Annotated in this window: 13 protein-coding genes; 6 read left to right on the forward strand and 7 right to left on the reverse strand. The window is 67.8% G+C overall.

Annotation, left to right across the window (positions count from 1 at the left end):
• Positions 1-6: 6 nt before the first annotated feature.
• A complete protein-coding gene (locus ACZ5BM_RS08365) occupies positions 7-1,527 on the forward strand; it encodes an alginate export family protein (RefSeq protein ID WP_498911415.1) in 1,521 nt (506 codons plus the stop codon).
• Between the two features lie 30 nt (positions 1,528-1,557).
• On the opposite strand, the gene ACZ5BM_RS08370 is transcribed toward ACZ5BM_RS08365, so the two are convergent.
• Together ACZ5BM_RS08370 and ACZ5BM_RS08375 are read right to left on the reverse strand one after the other, a co-directional pair.
• The gene (locus ACZ5BM_RS08370; protein WP_498911416.1) at positions 1,558-2,565 is read right to left on the reverse strand and encodes a proline racemase family protein; all 1,008 of its coding nucleotides are present in this window, start codon (positions 2,563-2,565) and stop codon (positions 1,558-1,560) included.
• A gap of 135 nt (positions 2,566-2,700) precedes the next feature.
• Positions 2,701-3,588 carry a dihydrodipicolinate synthase family protein gene (locus ACZ5BM_RS08375; protein WP_498911418.1) on the reverse strand — a complete coding sequence of 296 codons (888 nt, stop codon included), beginning with the start codon at positions 3,586-3,588 and terminating at the stop codon, positions 2,701-2,703.
• A 101-nt stretch (positions 3,589-3,689) separates the two neighbouring features.
• On the opposite strand from ACZ5BM_RS08375, the gene ACZ5BM_RS08380 reads away from it, so the two are divergent.
• Genes ACZ5BM_RS08380 through ACZ5BM_RS08400 form a run of 5 tightly spaced genes read left to right on the forward strand, consistent with a single transcriptional unit; the run spans position 3,690 to position 11,178 of the window.
• Positions 3,690-4,928 (forward strand): NAD(P)/FAD-dependent oxidoreductase, encoded by a 1,239-nt coding sequence (locus tag ACZ5BM_RS08380; RefSeq protein WP_498911420.1) that lies wholly within the window; start codon positions 3,690-3,692, stop codon positions 4,926-4,928.
• A 2-nt stretch (positions 4,929-4,930) separates the two neighbouring features.
• The gene (locus ACZ5BM_RS08385; RefSeq protein ID WP_498907452.1) at positions 4,931-6,475 is read left to right on the forward strand and encodes an APC family permease; all 1,545 of its coding nucleotides are present in this window, start codon (positions 4,931-4,933) and stop codon (positions 6,473-6,475) included.
• Positions 6,476-6,479: 4 nt separating this feature from the next.
• Complete coding sequence (locus tag ACZ5BM_RS08390) at positions 6,480-7,682, forward strand: M24 family metallopeptidase (protein ID WP_498907453.1); 1,203 nt, start codon at positions 6,480-6,482, stop codon at positions 7,680-7,682.
• Positions 7,682-9,283, forward strand: a complete 1,602-nt coding sequence (locus ACZ5BM_RS08395) for a DUF5597 domain-containing protein (RefSeq protein ID WP_498907454.1) — start codon at positions 7,682-7,684, stop codon at positions 9,281-9,283. The genes ACZ5BM_RS08390 and ACZ5BM_RS08395 overlap by 1 nt, the downstream gene beginning before the upstream one ends.
• 23 nt (positions 9,284-9,306) lie before the next feature.
• Positions 9,307-11,178 (forward strand): DUF885 domain-containing protein, encoded by a 1,872-nt coding sequence (locus ACZ5BM_RS08400; RefSeq protein ID WP_498907455.1) that lies wholly within the window; start codon positions 9,307-9,309, stop codon positions 11,176-11,178.
• Positions 11,179-11,220: 42 nt separating this feature from the next.
• On the opposite strand, the gene ACZ5BM_RS08405 is transcribed toward ACZ5BM_RS08400, so the two are convergent.
• From ACZ5BM_RS08405 to ACZ5BM_RS08425, 5 genes are all read right to left on the reverse strand, one after another.
• Positions 11,221-11,889, reverse strand: a complete 669-nt coding sequence (locus tag ACZ5BM_RS08405) for a GntR family transcriptional regulator (RefSeq protein ID WP_498907456.1) — start codon at positions 11,887-11,889, stop codon at positions 11,221-11,223.
• Between the two features lie 171 nt (positions 11,890-12,060).
• Complete coding sequence (gene araH / locus ACZ5BM_RS08410) at positions 12,061-13,065, reverse strand: ABC transporter permease (RefSeq protein WP_498907457.1); 1,005 nt, start codon at positions 13,063-13,065, stop codon at positions 12,061-12,063.
• 99 nt (positions 13,066-13,164) lie between these two features.
• On the reverse strand, positions 13,165-14,685 hold the full coding sequence (gene araG / locus ACZ5BM_RS08415) for an ATP-binding cassette domain-containing protein (protein ID WP_498907458.1): 1,521 nt from the start codon (positions 14,683-14,685) through the stop codon (positions 13,165-13,167).
• Positions 14,682-15,689 carry an arabinose ABC transporter substrate-binding protein gene (locus ACZ5BM_RS08420; RefSeq protein ID WP_498907459.1) on the reverse strand — a complete coding sequence of 336 codons (1,008 nt, stop codon included), beginning with the start codon at positions 15,687-15,689 and terminating at the stop codon, positions 14,682-14,684. Before ACZ5BM_RS08420 ends, araG begins: the two co-directional genes overlap by 4 nt.
• Positions 15,690-15,787: 98 nt before the next feature.
• Complete coding sequence (locus ACZ5BM_RS08425) at positions 15,788-17,518, reverse strand: IlvD/Edd family dehydratase (RefSeq protein WP_498911550.1); 1,731 nt, start codon at positions 17,516-17,518, stop codon at positions 15,788-15,790.
• Positions 17,519-17,598 lie beyond the last annotated feature (80 nt).

Raw genomic sequence — 17,598 nt, forward strand, 5'->3', positions numbered from 1 at the left:
GGTTCCATGCGTCGTTTCGATCGCGCCCTGCGGGGCGCCACCCCCAGGCTCGCCCTGCTGTCCGCCGTTCTGCTGCCCGTTCTGGACTCGACGCCCGCACGCGCGCAGCTCAATCCTGCCCCGACCAGCGGCCTGACACGCAACCCGGCCGAACCGGCCGTAAGCGCCTATCCGGCGCCGGCCGCCGGAGACGGTCTCTCCACCGCCGGCTACAACCTGTCGCGCTGGGCCGAGGACTGGCGCTCCATGCGCGATCCGAAGAAGCGCAAGGACTGGCTGGATCGTTTGAAATACCTGCCGCTCGACAAGAGCGGCTCGGTGTATCTCACTTTGTCCGGCGAGCTGCGCCTGCGCTTCAACCAGACCAGCAATCCGAACCTGAAGCTCGGCCCGCGCCAAAAGCAGGATATCCTGCGCAGCGTCGGCGGCGCCGATCTGCATATCGGCCCGCATCTGCGCGCCTATGCGGAAATCGCCCGTGCCGATCTCTGGGGAAAGGAACTCGGCACCGTCAGCGGATCGTTCCGGAACCGGCTCATCTTCCAGCAATATTTCGTGGAAGGCGACCAGACGATCGGGCAGGCGCGGCTCGGCCTGCGCTACGGCCGGCAGGAATTCACCGACGGTTCCAACCTTCTCGTCTCCCAGCGCGACAACAACACGATCCGCTACGTTCTGAACGGCGTGCGCCTCTGGGTGCGCGGCAAGACGCTCCGCGCCGATCTGTTCGATTTCCATCCGACCCGCCTCGGCGTGGGCGGCGCCGGCGACGACTATGTCGAGCGCAGCATCCGATTCAGCGGCGCCACCACCGGCGCGGTGATTCCCCGGAATTTCCTGGGCGGATCGAAGCTTTATCTCGACCCGTTCGTGTGGCGGCTGGCCAACGACCATGCCGTGTGGGGACGCACCAACAGCACCGAGGAGCGGTTCTACTACGGCGCCCGTTTCTGGGGCGATGCCGGACGCTGGACGATCGACTGGACGGCGAACTACCAGGGCGGCCGCTCCGGCAACCGTCCGATCCAGGCCGGGCAGATTTTCGCAGCCCAGACCTACAAGCTCGGCACATCGCCGACCGCGCCGCGTATCGGCTTCCATGCCGATTACGCCAGCGGCGGCGGCGCCTATAATCGCGGCGCGCTGCACGACGCCTTCGCGCCGTTCGGCAACAACATCTATTACAGCTACCAGCTCTATCTGACGCCGACCAACCTCATCGCGCTGGCCCCAAGCTTCACCGTGTCGCCGATCGAGAGCGTGCGGATCACGATCGAGCAGCAATGGACCTGGCGCGACAGCACCGGCGACGCGGTCTATCGCGCCAACGGCACCGCCTTCGCCGGGACCCAGAACAACCGCGCCCGCAAGGTCGCCGACGTGACGCGTCTGCAAACGGTCTGGACCGCCACGCCGCGTTTGAACCTCACCGGCCGCTACGAGCATCTGGCGGCAGGGCCGGCGCTGACGCGGGCGCGGTTCAGCGGGTCGGATTTCCTGGCGGGGTGGGCGAGTTATCGGTTCTAAGACGCTCCAGGCCAGGGCTTTCAAGAGGCGTTAGCAGACCTGGAAGCCTTGCCAGAACGCATCGTCCCGGTCGATCCAGACCGTGTTGAATCCTGTGGCGATCGCCGAGCCTTCGATCCGGGGAATGATCGCCGCACGGTCGCCCAGGCGGCATTCCTCCAGAACCGTGCCGTAGAACCGGCTGTTGATGATCGAGCGGTGCTCGAACCGTTCGCCCACGCCGAGCAATCCGCGATGATGCAGATGCGCCAGACGCGCCGACGTGCCGGTGCCGCAGGGCGAACGGTCGATCGCCTTGTCGCCATAGAACACCGCGTTGCGACCGACGATCCCGTTTTCTCCGCGCACCGGCGCGCCATCGGTCCACAGCACATGGCTGACGCCGTTGATGGTCGGATCGAGCGGATGCACAGGCGTGATCTTCTCGCGCATCATCGCGCGCACGACCGGGCTGAGTTGCAGGATGCGCGCGGCGCCCAGCGCGTCGATGCTCTCGAACGCGCCTTGCGGCTCCACGATCGCATAGAAGTTGCCGCCATAGGCGACATCCACGCGAAGCGGCCCCAACCCCGGCACGTCGATCTGCACATCCTCGGCCGCGACGAAGGATGCGACGTTGCGGATCGCCACCGACCGCACCCGCCCGTTCTCTTCCGTGTAGCCGATCTCGATGATTCCGGCCGGCACTTCCAGACGCAGCCTGCCCGGCTCGCGCGGCGTGAACAGCCCGTTCTCCAGCGCGAAGGTGACGATGCCGATGGTGCCGTGGCCGCACATCGGCAGACAGCCGCTGGTTTCGATGAACAGGATGCCGCCATCCGTGTCCGGCTGCGTCGGCGGATACAGGAAACCGCCCGACATCATGTCGTGCCCGCGCGGTTCGAAGCACAGGCCGGTACGAATCCAGTCGAAGCGCTCCAGGAAATCCTGCCGGCGCTCGCTCATGCTGTTGCCACGCAGAAGCGGGGCGCCGCCCGCGACCAGACGGACCGGGTTTCCGGCGGTGTGGCCGTCGATGCAGAAGAAGGTGTGGCGCATGAGCGGGAATCCTCGAAAACGTATTCCAGGGCTCTGCCCTGGACCCGCCAAAGGCTCGCCTTTGGAATCCAATTGATCAAACAACTGGATTCTCAAGGCGAGCCTTGAGTGGGGTCCGGGGCAAAGCCCCTGGTCTCACAACGGCCGCGTCGCCGCCGCCTTTTCCACCATCGCCGTCACTTCCGCCCGGCGCGCGCCCGTCAGCGGCAGACGCGGCATGCGCACGCGCTCCGAGCCTCGGCCCATGATCTGCTCGGCCAGCTTGATCGACTGCACCAGATCGTGCTCGGCATCGAGATGCAGCAGCGGCATGAACCAGCGATAGATCCGCAGCGCCTCGGCGTAGTCGCCGCGCATCGCCGCTTCCACCAGCGCCACCGATTCCTGCGGGAAGGCGCTGGTCAGGCCCGACACCCAGCCGGCCGCACCCAGCATCAGGCCTTCCAGCGCCACGTCGTCCAGACCGGCCATCAGCACGAAGCGATCGCCGAAGCGGTTGTGCAGGTCGGTGAAGCGGCGCGTATCCGGCGCGCTTTCCTTGACCGCGGCGATGGTCGGCAGCGCGGCGAGACGCTCCAGCACGTCCATGCCGATGCTGACGCGATAGGCCGGCGGGTTGTTGTACAGCATGATCGGCAGGTCGGACGCCTTCGCCACCGCGCTGAAATGCGCTTCGAGCTCGTGCGGCTGCGGCACGTAGACCATGGCCGGCAGCACCATCAGCGCGTCCGCGCCGAGTTCCGCCGCCTTGGCGGCGAAGCGGCAGGCGCGCGCGGTGTCGAACTCGGACACGCCGACGATCACCGGTACGCGCCTGGCCACCACGTCCACCGCCTCGCGCAGCAGGGCGATCTTCTCGTCCGGCTCCAGGGAGTTGTTCTCGCCGCAGGTGCCCATCACCACCAGACCGTGCACGCCGTCACGCACCAGCGCATCGAGCACGCCGCGCGTGGCGTCGTGATCGACGCTATAGTCGTCCTTGAACTGGGTCGTCGCCGCCGGGAAAACGCCTGTCCACTTCATGATGATCCTCGCTTGCACGGCGTCGATGGTGATGTATCGTATACGATATGCAAGTTCCAAGAACAAGCCGTCCGCTGTCGTGTCCGGGACCGCGCCGCCTCGTGGTGGTGGGCGGCGGCATCGTCGGCCGCGTCGCGGCTCTGGCGGCGCAGCGGAACGGCTTCTCCGTGACCTTGTGCTGGCCGCAGGACCGCGATCCGGCGCAGGTACCGTTCGGAGACTATTTCACCGGACCGGCCACGTTCGGCAATGCCGGTCATATCGCCACCGAACAGATCAGGCCGCTCGCCAATCCATCCTACCTGTTCAGCGCGCCGCGCCGGCTGTTCCGTTTCGGCGGCGCGCTGGACCTGGGCTGGCGGAGGCCCGGCGCATGGCTGCCCTGGAGCCTGCGTTTCGCGCGCGCCACGCTACGCGCCCGGGCCGGAGAGCGGGCGCTGGCCTTTCTGCTGGCCGACGCCCTGCCGGCCTGGAAACGTCTGGCGGACGGGCTCGGCGAACCCGACCTGGTCCGCGATCACGGCCACCTGATGTTGTGGCGCGACCCGGTTGCGCTGCGGAAGGCGATGGCCGCGGGGGGCGACACCGGCACGGCCCGGTCGCGTCCGCTCGAGCCGGACACGCTCCGCACGCTTTCCGACCGGCTCGGACAACCCTTTGCGGGCGGCATACGCTTCGAGAAGACCGGACAGGTGGACGACCCCGTGCGCTGCCTCGGCGTCGTACTGGAGGCGTTCGCGGCGGCGGGCGGCCAGGTGGTACGGCAGGGCGTCCGGGCGATCTCCGCCGATGGGCGGATCGTCACGCTGGCGGATGGCGCGACCGTCGAGGCCGATCGGACGATCCTCGCCGCTGGCGTTGGCACGGCGCGCCTGCTGCGCGGGATCGGCCGCGTCCTGCCGCTGATCGCCGAGCGCGGCTATCATATCGAGTGGCGGCACGAGACATCCTGGCCGTTCCCGCCTCTGGTGTTCGAGGAGCGCGCCCTGATCGTGTCGCGCTTCGGCGATCGTCTGCGCGCCTCCTCCTTCGTGGAGTTCGACCGTGAGGACGCACCGCCCGACGGGCGCAAATGGCGGCGTCTGGAAGAGCATGTGCGCGCGCTCGGTCTGCCGGTCGCCTCGCCGTTCCGGCACTGGATGGGCGCCAGGCCGACTCTGCCGGATTATCTGCCGGCGATCGGCACGCTGCCGGGCCTGCCCAACCTGATGGTGCTGAGCGGGCACGGCCATCTCGGCCTGACCCTCGCCCCGCGCACCGCAGAGATCGCGCTCAGCTTGTTGCACGGCGAGGCGGTGGAGGGGCTGTCGCCGTTCGACCCGGCCCGTTTCGGAGCGTGACGATGAACAACGATCCCGACGCGAGCGGTTTCAAACGCTCTTTGTCCCGTCTCGATCTGACCATGATCGGATTCGGCTCGATCTTCGGCTCCGGCTGGCTGTTCGCCGCCGCCCACGTGTCGGCCATCGCCGGGCCGGCCTCCATCCTGAGCTGGATCGTCGCGGGCGGCGCGGTGCTGCTGCTGGGGCTGGTCTATTGCGAACTAGGCGCGGCTCTGCCGCATGCGGGCGGCGTGGTGCGCTACCCGGAATGGTCGCACGGCCCGGTCTGCGGCTTCCTGATGGGGCTCGTCACCACGATCGCCTATACGTCGCTGATCGCGATCGAGATCGTCGCCGCGCGCCAATATGCCGGCGCCTGGATTCCCGGCCTGACACGCGATGCGGCAGGCGATCCGACATTGGCCGGCTGGTTTCTGCAACTCGCGATCCTGATCGTTCTGTTCGGGATCAATCGCGTCGGCATCGGCACCTTCGCGCTGGTGAACACGATCGTCACTCTGTTCAAGTTCTGCGTGCCGGCCCTGGTCGCGATCTTTCTTCTTCTGCACATGCACGTGGCGAATTTCGTCGCGCACGGCATCGCGCCGGGCGGCGCGTCCGGCGTGGAAGCGGCGATCTCCACCGGCGGGATCATCTTCGCCTATCTGGGGCTGACGCCGATCGTGTCCGTGGCGTCGGAAGTGCGCGATCCGCAGCGTTCGATCCCGTTCGCGCTGCTGTGTTCGGTGCTTTTGTCGATGCTGGTCTACGTGCTGCTCCAGGCCGCGTTTCTCGGCAGCGTACCGCAGGCGCTGCTGGTGCAGGGATGGAGCGGCCTCGACACGGCGCTGGCGCTGCCGTTCCGCGATCTGGCGGTGATGCTGGGTGCGGGCTGGCTGGCGACTCTGGTGGTGTGCGACGCGATGGCCTCGCCGACCGGCACCGGCAACGTTTATCTGGGCGCCACGCCGCGTGTGGTGTTCGCCTGGGCACGCAGCGGCACCTTTCCGCGCCTGTTCGGGCGCGTCGATCCGCGCAGCGGCGTTCCGGTTCCAGCACTCTGGCTGTGCTTCGCCTTGTCCGTGTTCTGGACGCTGCCGTTTCCGTCCTGGCAGGCGCTGATCGGCGTGGTCTCCTCCGCGCTGATGATGAGCTATGCGTTGGCGCCCACGGCCGCCGCCGCATTGCGGCGCACGGCGCCGGATCTGACGCGCCCGTTCCGTCTGCGCGGTTTTTCCGTGGTGGCGCCGGTTTCTTTCGCGGTTGCCTCCCTGATCGTGTTCTGGACCGGCTGGCCGGTGCTGCGCTGGCTGCTCGGTTTCCAGTGTCTTGCTGGCCTTGCCGTCGCCGTTTGCTACGGCCGCGAGGCGTGGCACGAGAGTGCGTGGCTGTTCGGCTGGATCGCCGGTTTGATGCTGCTGTCTTTTGCGGGCAGTTTCGGCGGGCGCGGCTGGATCGCGCATCCGTTCGACGACGTGGCGGTGGTGGCGCTGTCCTTGTGCTGCTTCGCCGTGGCGCAACGCCGTGGACGGCCCGACCCGTTCCGCGCTTTCCTGGAAGACTGACCGCATGGCATCCGGCTCCGTTCTGGCTCTTCCGTCCCGGCTGCAACGCGCGCTGGAAACCCTGTCGCCGGACGACGCGCCGATGCCGCCGCCGATCGCGGCGGCCGAGCACCGCGATCGTCTGAGCGCTGTACTGCACGGCATGGACGCGGCCGGACTCGATGCGATCCTGATCGGCGCGGGTCCATTTCTGCGTTACCTGACCGGCCTCGCCTTCAGCCCGACGGAGCGCGCGGTGGCGTTGTTGCTGCCGCGCGACGGCGTTCCACGCCTGCTGTGCCCGCGCTTCGAAACCGGCTCCGTCGCCGAAGGACTCGCGTTCCCGGTCGAGCCGCTGCCCTGGGACGAGCACGAGAACCCGGCCGCGATCCTGTCGCCGCTGCTGAAACAGGGCGTGCGTCTCGGGCTCGATCCCGAAACGCCGTTCCGCTTTTCCCGTGCGCTGACCGAGCACCGCGCCGATCTGCGCCTGTCCGACGCCGCCCCGGTGCTGGAGTGCGTGCGCCGCCGCAAGAGCGCGGCCGAGCTGGCGATCATGGACCACGCCATGCGCATCACGGCCCGGGTGCATCGCGCCACGGCAGAGGCGCTGGAACCAGGGCTGCGCGCCAGCGAGATCCGTCGCTTCGTCGATCTGGCGCATCGTGCGCTCGGCGCGCCCGACGGCGCCTCGTTCTGTGCCGTGCAGTTCGACCGCGCCACCGCCTTTCCGCACGGCATTCCCGGCGACCAGTCTCTCGAACGCGACGCGCTCGTTCTGGTCGATACCGGCTGCATCCTGCACGGCTACCAGTCCGACATGACGCGCTGCTGGCGCATCGGCGCGGACGACGCCGAGCAGCACCGCATCTGGCGGATCGAAAGCGAGGCCCAACAGGCCGCGTTCGCGGCGGTGCGCCCCGGCGTGGCAGCGGAAACGGTGGATGCGGCCGCGCGGCGCATGCTCGAAGCGCATGGGCTCGGCCCGGATTACGCCCTGCCCGGCCTGCCGCATCGCACCGGCCACGGCATCGGCCTGTCGATCCACGAGCCGGTCTATATCGTGCGCGGCGACACCACCCTGCTCGAACCCGGCATGTGCTTTTCGATCGAGCCGATGATCGTCATCCCCGAACGCTTCGGCGTCCGTCTGGAGGATTGTGTTTGCGTCACAGACACCGGCGCGCGCTGGTTCACCGAGCCGGCGACCGATTGGAGAGCCGCCTGATGCGACACTGGCTCCTGGCGGCAGCCGCCTGTCTGGGTGTCTCTGCCGCGGCTGCCGCGGCGCCCACGCCGAACCCGCCTCCCGCTTTCGTGGACGACGGACACGGGCGCATGTCGCTGCGTGTCGATGGCAGGCCGTTTCTCGTTCTGGCCGCCCAGCCGCACAACTCTTCCGCCTGGCCAGACCGGATGAACGCCGTCTGGGCGGCGGCCGACGCGATGGCGGTCAACACGCTGGAAGCGCCGGTCTACTGGCAAACCCTGGAACCGCAGCCGGGACGGTTCGACTTCGCCGAAACCGACATGCTGGTCCATCAGGCTCGCACGCATCGCAAGCGTCTGGCCTTGCTCTGGTTCGGCACGTGGAAGAACGGCGCGATGGGCTACGTGCCGGACTGGATCAAACAGGACCGGCAGCATTATCCGCGCCTGCGCGATGCGGACGGCAACGACACCGCCAACGGCCTGTCGCCGTTCGGCACCGAAACCCTCGCCCGCGACAAGGCCGCCTTCACGGCGTTGATGCAGCATGTGCGGGCGATCGACGGCGCGCAGCACACCGTGATTCTCGTTCAGGTGGAGAACGAGAGCGGACTGTTCGGCACGGTTCGCGACCATACCGATGCCGCCAACGCCGCCTTCGCGGCGCCCGTGCCGGATGCGGTGCTGCGGGCGATGAACATCGACGCGAAAGGCGGCCATCCGAACTGGCACGACGCCTTCGGCGCGCGCGCGGACGAATGCTTCGCCGCATGGTCCGTGTCGCGCTACGTGAATGCAGTGGCCGAAGCAGGACGCGCCGCCGATCCGCTGCCGATCTATGCCAATGTCTGGCTGCGCTATCGCGGCCTGACGCAGCCGGGCACCGATTATCCGAGCGGTGGCGGCGCCTGGACCGTGCTGCCGATCTGGAAGGCGATGACGCCGGCGATCGGCGTTCTCGGCACCGACGTCTACACCAACTCCCTCGCCGAATTCCGCAAGGGCGTGCTGCCGTACGATCGGCCGGACAACGTGCCGTTCGTGTCCGAAAGCGGCATCACCCCCGCCACCGCGCGCTGGGTGTTCGACACGCTCGGGCGCGGCGGCATCGGCGCATCGCAATTCGGCATCGACCACCAGCCTGGTGATCCGGATCTGACTCCGGCGCTGATCGCCCATGGCCGCAACAACCAGCTTCTCGCACCGATGGGCGCGTTTCTGGCCGAAGCAGCCAGGGAGAAGCGCATCTCCGCCCTGCTCGAAGATCCCGGCGCACCGAATCCCTCCACCGAGATCGGCGATTGGCGCATCACTGCCGCGTTCGGCGCCGAGTGGGGCAAACCGAGTCCGACCACCGCACCGTTCGACGCGCTCGCGCCGGGCCGCGTTTTGGTGGTGCCGATCGACGCGACGCATATCCTGATCGCCGGCATGTCGGCACGGATCGAGCTGCAACCGAAAGACGATGCCACCGGCGCGCACGAGATCCTGCGCGTCGAGCAAGGACACATGACCGATGCGGGCTGGACCACCGACCGCATCCTGAACGGCGACGAGACCGATTACGGAATCGCGCTCGATCCGCAGGGCGAAACCGTCCGCGTCACGCTCGGCCCCTGACACGACATCCGCGAGAACTCGACATGAACCATGTTTGCGAAAACGGCTGTTGCGGTCTCTCGGTGTTCGGGCGCTCGGACACGGTGCGGTTCGGCCGGCGCAGCGCGACCATGCTGCTGGCCAGCTCCGTCGCCGGCCTCGTGCTGGACGCCAAGGCCCAGGCCCAGGGCACCAGGCCCGCTCCTGCCGCCGCGCCCGGATCGGGCACGCCGTCGCAGCGCCTCGCCGCGGTGATCGCCGAATACGACCGGATCGAACGCGAAGCCGACCCGATCGACGCCGGGCAGCGTGGCGACGCCGCGGCACGCCGGCGCTGGCCCGACAACTCCCCCGCCGCGACCCGGACGCAGGAAGATGCCCTGCGCGCCTGCAAGACCCGTCTGGATGCGATCGGCGATGCCGGGTTGTCGCCGGAAGAGAAGCTGAACCGTGAATTGCTGCAATGGCGTCTCGGGCAGGAAATCGCCGCCTTCGTGTTCGACGAGAACCGCATCCCGTTCAGCGCCGATGACGGGTTCTTCCTGGTGCCCGGCTATGCGGCGCAAGGCACCGTGATCCACACCGAAACCGAGGCGCGCGACTGGATCGCCCGTCTCCATGCCGTGCCGGCCTATTACGATCGCGAGATCGCCAACATGCGGCGCGGCATTGCCGACAAATTCACGCAGCCGCGTCTGGTCGCGGAGAAGGCGGCGGCGACGGTGAACGCGCAGCTCGCCACTCCGCCCGAAAAAAGCCCTTTGCTGGCGCCGATCGACGCCATGCCGCCCACCATTCCCGCCGCTACGCGCGACGCCCTGCACGCGGACGCGGTGGCGGCGATCCGCGATTCCGTGCAGCCGGCGCAACGCACGCTGGCGATCTTCTTCCGCGACACCTACATCCCCGCCGCACGCACCACTCTGGGCGTATCGTCCCTGCCGAACGGCCGCGCCTATTACAGCTATCGCGTGCGCGACCAGACCACCACCGACATGACGCCGGACCAGGTGTTCGATCTCGGCGAAAGCGAGGTGAAGCGCATCCATGCCGAGATGCTGCACGAGATCGCCGCCAGCGGATTCACCGGCGATTTCCCGGCCTTCCTGCAGTTCCTGCGCACCGACAAGCAGTTCTACGTCACCACGCGCGAGGCGCTGATGGAGAAGGCCTGCCGCCTCGCCAAGCGCATCGACGGGCAGTTGCCGCATTTCTTCCGCACCCTGCCGCGCCTCAGCTACGGCGTCGTCGAGGTGCCGCGCGAGATCGAGGACGGCTACACCTCCGGCCGCGCGCAGCCGGGCGATCCCAGGCAGGGCATCGCCGCGGAACTACTGATCAACACCTCGCATCTCGATCAGCGGCCGCTCTACGAACTGCCTTCGCTGGTCGCGCATGAAGGCGCGCCCGGCCATTATCTGCAGATCGCCCTCGCGCAGGAACTCACCGACCTGCCGGATTTCCGCCAGCAATCCGACATCACCGCCTACGTGGAAGGCTGGGCGGTGTATTGCGAACAGCTCGTGCGCGAATTCGGCCTCTACGAAACGCCGTATCAGCGCTTCGGCATGCTCTCGATGGAGATGTGGCGCGCCTGCCGTCTCGTAATCGATGTCGGCATACACTGGAAGAACTGGACCCGCGATCAGGCCGTCGCCTATCTGCGACAGAACACGGCGCTCGCGGAGAAGAACATCCAGAACGAGGTTGATCGCTATATCGCCTGGCCCGGACAGGCGCTCGGCTACAAGATCGGCCAGCTCCGCATCTCAGGACTTCGCGCCGACGCGGAAGCGAAACTCGGTCCGAATTTCGACCTGCGCCGCTTCCACGACGTGATCCTGTTGCAGGGCGCGATGCCGCTTTCCGTGCTGTCGCAGCGTGTGCGGGACTGGATCGTTTCCGGCGGGACATAAGGAAAGCGGGGACCCGGCGTCCGGCCGTTCGCCGCGCATGACTCAGCCTTCTCCCCGGCCCTCGAGCAATTCCAGACGCAGATCCTGCAAGGTGTCGCGCAGATGCTTGCGGGTCAGTTCCTCCAGCGCATCCTGCTGCCCGTCGATCCACAGATGGAGCATCTGCCGGTGTTCATCGCAGGCGCGGCTGTCCCGACCGGTCTGCAACAGATGCAGACGGGTGTAGCGCTCCGACAGCGTATGCAACTGTTCCAGGAAACTGGTGGTGAGCGGTCCGGCGCCCGGCTGCATCAGCAGCATGTGGAACAGCCGGTTCAACCGTCCCTGGTCTTCCGAACCGGCATGGATGCTGTCGTCGAGGGACATCAGCATGGTGCGGGCGGCGCGATGGGCGGCAGGATCGGCGAACCGGCTGCCGCGGGCGATGGCGGCGGGTTCGAGCTGCAGACGAAGCGCGAACACCTCCTCCGCTTCGGCCATCGACAAGGCGGCCACCACATAGCCCCGATGCGCCTGGGACCGCACGAGACCGCTCTGTTCCAGACGCACCAGCGCTTCGCGCAACGGGATCTTGCTGATGCCGAATTCCGCCGCCAGCGTGTCCTGGCGGATCGGTTCGCCGGCAGCGATGCCGCCGGACAGGATGCGGTCGCGCACCAGATCGTGCACCCGCTCCGCAAGGGTTCGTATCTCTAAGGCGGCACCAGACACGGCGGGCTCTGTCAATATTTTAGGCATCTTACCTTATAATTAACTATTCCCCGCCATTCTGACACAGAACCATCGATCTGACAGCGTTACTTTTCCGCACCGCTGCCGTGCCGGGCGTCCCCGGCTATCACCTGCCCGGATGGTCGTCTTCCGGGCAGGCCGGCAGCCGTTTCAGCGCAGCACGGACGCCTTCCTGCCGGTCTTCCAGCGGTCAAACATCACCGCCAGAAGCAGGATGCCGCCGCGCACCAGATACTGGTAGAAGGCCGGCACGTTCAGTAGGCCCATCGCGTCCTGCACGCAGCCCATGATCAGCACGCCCACCACCACGCCGGAAATGGTGGCGATGCCGCCGGACAGCGACACCCCGCCCAGGACGCAGGCGGAGATCACCGCCAGCTCCAGGCCGATGGAAGTCTTCGGGTCGCCCAGACCCATGCGCGAGGTCAGCAGAACGCCGGCCAGACCGGCCAGCAGGCCTTGCAGAACGAACACCGCGACACGGATCCGGGTCACGGGAATGCCGGCCAGACGTGCCGCCTCCACGTTGCCGCCGATCGCCAGGACGTCGCGCCCGAACACGGTGCGGTTCAGAACGAAGCCCAACACGACGAAGCTCGCAAACATCACCCAGACCGGGGTGGTCATGCCCAGGAAGCTCGCCGCGGACAGGCCGAAGAAGGAGGGCGCCAGGATCGCCACCGCGTCGCCGCCGGAGGAGATGTAGGCGAGACCGCGCACCGCCTCCATGGTCGCCAGCGTGGCGATCAGCGAATTGATGCCGAAACCGGCCACCACCACGCCGTTGAACAGCCCGATCGCCCCGCCGGCCAGAACGCCGCACAGGATGCCGAGCGGCGCCCCCAGCGCATTGGCGGCGATCGACCCCACCACGCCGGAAAACGCGACGATGGAGCCGATCGACAGATCCACCTCGCCCAGCGCCAGCACCATCATCATGCTCGCGGCGATGGTGCCGGTGAGCGTTACGCTGAGCAGAAGCCCGGTGATGTTGCCGCGCGAGGTGAAGTCCGGCACCAGCGCCGCCAGCACCACCAGCAGCAGCAGGAACACGATCACGATGCCCGATTGCTGCACCAGACGGCGGATGGTGCGGGCGGTGGAGCCGCTTCGGGGTGCGGCGGATGCGCGCGGCTCGGAAAGGCTGGCTTGCATGGCGTCACTCGGTTCGATGCGCCGGCCCGGAGCCGGTCTCGGTTCGATGTCGGGTCTGCGCACCGGCCGGCGGGCCGGTGCGGAACGGGGTCCGGCCGCCTATCGCGGCAAAGCGTGGCCGAGCAGGCGCTCAGGCGTGATCTCGGCGCGCGGCACATCGGCGGTCAGACGCCCGTCGGCCATCACCAGCACGCGGTCGCACACCGAACTCACCTCGGGCAGATCGCTCGACACCACGATCACGCCGATGCCCTTCTCGGCCAGGCCGTAGAGGATCTTGTAGATCTGCGCCCGGGCGCCGACGTCGATGCCGCGCGTCGGCTCGTCCAGCACGAACAGCTCGATCTTCTCCGACAACCAGCGTCCCAGGATCGCCTTCTGCTGATTGCCGCCCGACAGGGTGCGGATCTGCGTTTCGCCGCTGGCGGTGCGCACGTCGAGGTCGCGTATGGCGCGGACCGCGTTCTGCTTCTCGCGGGCGAAATCCACCAGGCCGGCGTGGGCGTAGCGGCGGCGCACGCTGATGTTGATGTTGTCGTTCACCGAGGCGATCGGGAAGATGCCCTCGCGCTTGCGATCCTCCGGGCACATGGCGATGCCCGCCTCGATCGCCCGGCGCGGCGAGCCCAGACGCAGCCCTTTGCCGCGCAGCGTCACGCTGCCGCCGGTGGCCTTCTCGGTGCCGCAGAGCAGACGCATCAGCTCGGTGCGCCCGGCGCCGACCAGCCCGAAGAAACCGACGATCTCGCCGGCCCGCACGTCGAACGAGACCGGCGCGCGCAGGCCGGGGCCGGTCACCTCGCGGATCTCGGCCACCACACCGCCCACCGGGCGCGGCGACCAGCCATAGATGTCCTCGATCGCGCGGCCGACCATCTCGGTTACGAGACGGTCCTGCGTCACCGTCGCCATGGTCGGATGGTGCGCCACGCGGGCGCCGTCGCGGAACACGGTGACGGCGTCGCACAGCTCGAACAGCTCGGCCATGCGATGGGTCACGTAGATGATCGCCCGCCCCTCGTCGCGCAGGCGGCGGACGATCCGCTTGAGGTTCTCGACCTCGCGCGCGGACAGGGACGAGGTCGGCTCGTCGAAGGCGATGATGCGGGCATCGCGCAGCAGCGCCTTGCCGATCTCCACCATCTGGCGCTGGCCGATCGAGAGACGGCCCACAGGCGTGGACGGGTCGATATCCTCGCCCAGATCGCGCAGAACCGCTTCCGCACGCGCCCGAAGGCTCTTGCGGTCGATCAGCCCCAGGCGGCTGGGAAGCTGGCCCAGCATCAGGTTCTCGGCGGCGCTCAGCCCCGGAACCAGATGCAGCTCCTGGTAGATGATGGCGATGCCGGCTTCGAGCGCGTCGGCGGCGCCGCGGAACGACAGCGCCTGACCGTCCACATGGATGGTGCCGGCGCGCGGCGTGTTCACGCCGCTCATCACCTTGAGCAGGGTGGACTTGCCGGCGCCGTTCTCGCCCATCAGCCCGTGCACGGACCCGGCATGCACGGCGAGATCCACGCCGCGCAACGCCTTCACGCCCGGAAACTCGACCACGATCCCGGACAGAGCCAGCAGCGGGCGGCCCTCCTTCGGATCCGGAAGAACCGCCGCTTCGCTCATGAGCCGAGCTGCGCCTTCACCTGCTGCCAGTTGTCGCGCGTCATCAGAACGCCGGTGGTCTGGGTGTTCGCGGGCGGGCGGGTGCCGGTGCGGATCCAGTTCACGAGGTTCTCGGCGCTCTGGCGGCCATGCAGCGCCGAGCTGACGGCGACGGTGCCGAAGAAGCCGGTCGGGGCGGGCTTGCTGAACTCGGCGAAGGCGGCGCCGGTGCCGTTGATGCCGACGCCGATCACGTCGTCCGCGCCGAGATGGAACTGCTCGGCCGCGCGCACGCCGCCCAGCACGCTTTCCTCGTTCAGCGCGTAGATCACCCATTTCTTGAAGTTGCTGTGGCGGGCGAAGACCGGGCTCGCGGCGGTGTTGGCGCCTTCGGTGTCGGTGGTGCGCTGCGGCGCGTCGAAGATGTTGGCCTTCAGGAAGCCGGCCTTCAGCAGCGCGTCGGTGGCGCCGGCGACGCGCTCGCGGGCCGTCGGCAGTTCCTGGTCGGTGATGCGGCAGGCCGCGACCTCTTCCGGCTTCCAGCCGCGCTTCTTCATCTCGGCGGCGATCGCCTCGCCGACCTGCTCGCCGATCTTGTAGCCGGACATGCCCAGATGCGGCACATCGGCCATCGGCTTGCCGTCGGGACCGACGAACTGGTCGTCCACCGACACGACCTTCATGTTGTCGGCCTTGGCGCGGTTGTAGATCGCGGTGCCGAGACGGACGTCCGGCGGGCAGATCACGAAGCCCTTGGCGCCCTGGGCATTCAGGTTGTCGATCGCGCTCATCACCGCCGAACCGTCGGTGCCGGCCAGGTTCACGACAATGAAATTGTCCTTCTGCCCGGCTTCGGTCGCGGCCTTCTGTTCGTTGATGAACCAGGCCTGCTCGGGCATCTTGACGATGAAGCCGATCTTGACCGGCGCGTCGGCCGCGGCCGCACGGCCGACGAAGCCGCCGGCCAGGGCGCCGGCCGCGCCGAGCGAAGACATCTGCAGAAGACGGCGTCTGCTGGTGATCATGGTGGTCCTCCCGGAGAGCGGCTGTTTGTCGCCGCGTTGGCGCCGTTCTAGCGCGAAAGTCTTGTCGGACAAATAGCTCGTTTCAACAATTAATATGTTTAATGGCTGTCGCGCGGCAAACCCTTGGTCTGGACGATCTGCTGGAATTCCACGGCAGGTTCCAGAACCGCCCCGGTTTCCAGCTGCCCCACCACGGCGCGCTGCATCTGCTGCCATGGCGTCTGGTGCGCGGGGTAGCGATAACCGCCGGCACGATCGAAATCCTGCCGGCGCGCGACGATCTCCGACTCGGGGAGCATCATGTCGACACGCCCGGTCTTCAGATCGACGCGGATGCGGTCGTCGGTGCGCAGAAGCGCCAGATTGCCGCCCGCCGCCGCTTCCGGCGAGGCGTTCAGGATGGATGGAGAGCCCGAGGTGCCGGATTGCCGCCCGTCGCCGATGCAGGGCAGAGCATGCACGCCGCGCTCGATCAGAGCAGCGGGCGGGCGCATGTTCACCACCTCGGCCGCCCCCGGATAACCGATCGGGCCTGCACCGCGCATCACCAGGATGTCGCGCTCGCCGATCGCCAGGGCCGGATCGTCGATGCGGGCGTGGTAGTCCTCTGGCCCATCGAACACCACGGCACGGCCCTCGAACGCATCCGGGTCGGTCGGATCGCTCAGGTAGCGCTGGCGGAACTCCTCCGAGATCACGCTGGTCTTCATGATCGCGCTGTTGAACAGGTTGCCGGTCAGCACCATGAATCCGGCCCGCTCCTTCAGCGGACGCCCATAGGGACGGATCACCTCCTCGTCCTCGATACGAGCGTGCCGGCAATTCTCGCCGATCGTGCGCCCATTGGCGGTGATGGCGGTCTCGGCGATCAGCCCCTGGCCGATCAACTGGCCGATCACAGCGGGCACGCCGCCGGCACGATAGAAATCCTCGCCCAGATATTCGCCGGCCGGCTGCAGGTTCACCAGAAGCGGAATGTCGAGCCCCAGCCGTTGCCAGCTTTCGAGCGGCAGGTCGATGCCGAGATGGCGGGCGATGGCGGCCAGATGGATCGGCGCGTTGGTGGAGCCGCCGATCGCCGCATTGACGCGGATCGCGTTCTCGAACGACGCCTTGGTCATGATGTCGGACGGTTTGAGATCCTCGCGCACCATCTCGACGATGCGCTTGCCGGTCTCGAACGCGCATTCCTGCCGGTCGCGATACGGCGCGGGAATCGCCGCGGCGCCCGGCAGCTGCATGCCGAGCGCCTCGGCCAGCGAGTTCATCGTCGTCGCCGTGCCCATGGTGTTGCAGTAGCCGGTGGAGGGCGCGGACGAGGCCACGAGCTTGATGAAGCCCTCGTAGTCGATCTCGCCGGTCGCCAGCAGCTCGCGCGCGCGCCAGATGATGGTGCCGGACCCGGTGCGCTGGCCGCGGAACCAGCCGTTCAGCATCGGCCCGACCGACAGGGCGATCGCCGGGATGTTCACCGTCGCGGCCGCCATCAGACAGGCAGGCGTGGTCTTGTCGCAGCCGATGGTCAGAACGGTGCCGTCGATCGGATAACCGTAGAGAACCTCCACCAGACCCATATAGGCGAGGTTGCGGTCCAGCCCGGCGGTGGGGCGCTTGCCGGTTTCCTGGATTGGATGCACCGGGAACTCGATGGCGATGCCGCCCGCCTCGCGGATGCCTTCGCGCAGGCGCTCGGCCAGAACCAGATGGTGCCGGTTGCAGGGCGACAGGTCGGAACCGGTCTGGGCGATGCCGATGATCGGCCGGTCCGACTGCAATTCGCGCTGCGAGATGCCGTAGTTCATGTAGCGCTCCAGATAGAGCGCGGTCATGTCCGGATTGGTCGGATCGTCGAACCAGGCGCGGGAGCGCAGACGGGTGCGGCCGCGATCATGCGGCTTGCTGTCCCGTT

The organism is Lichenicola sp. GTC18331 (assembly GCF_055386855.1).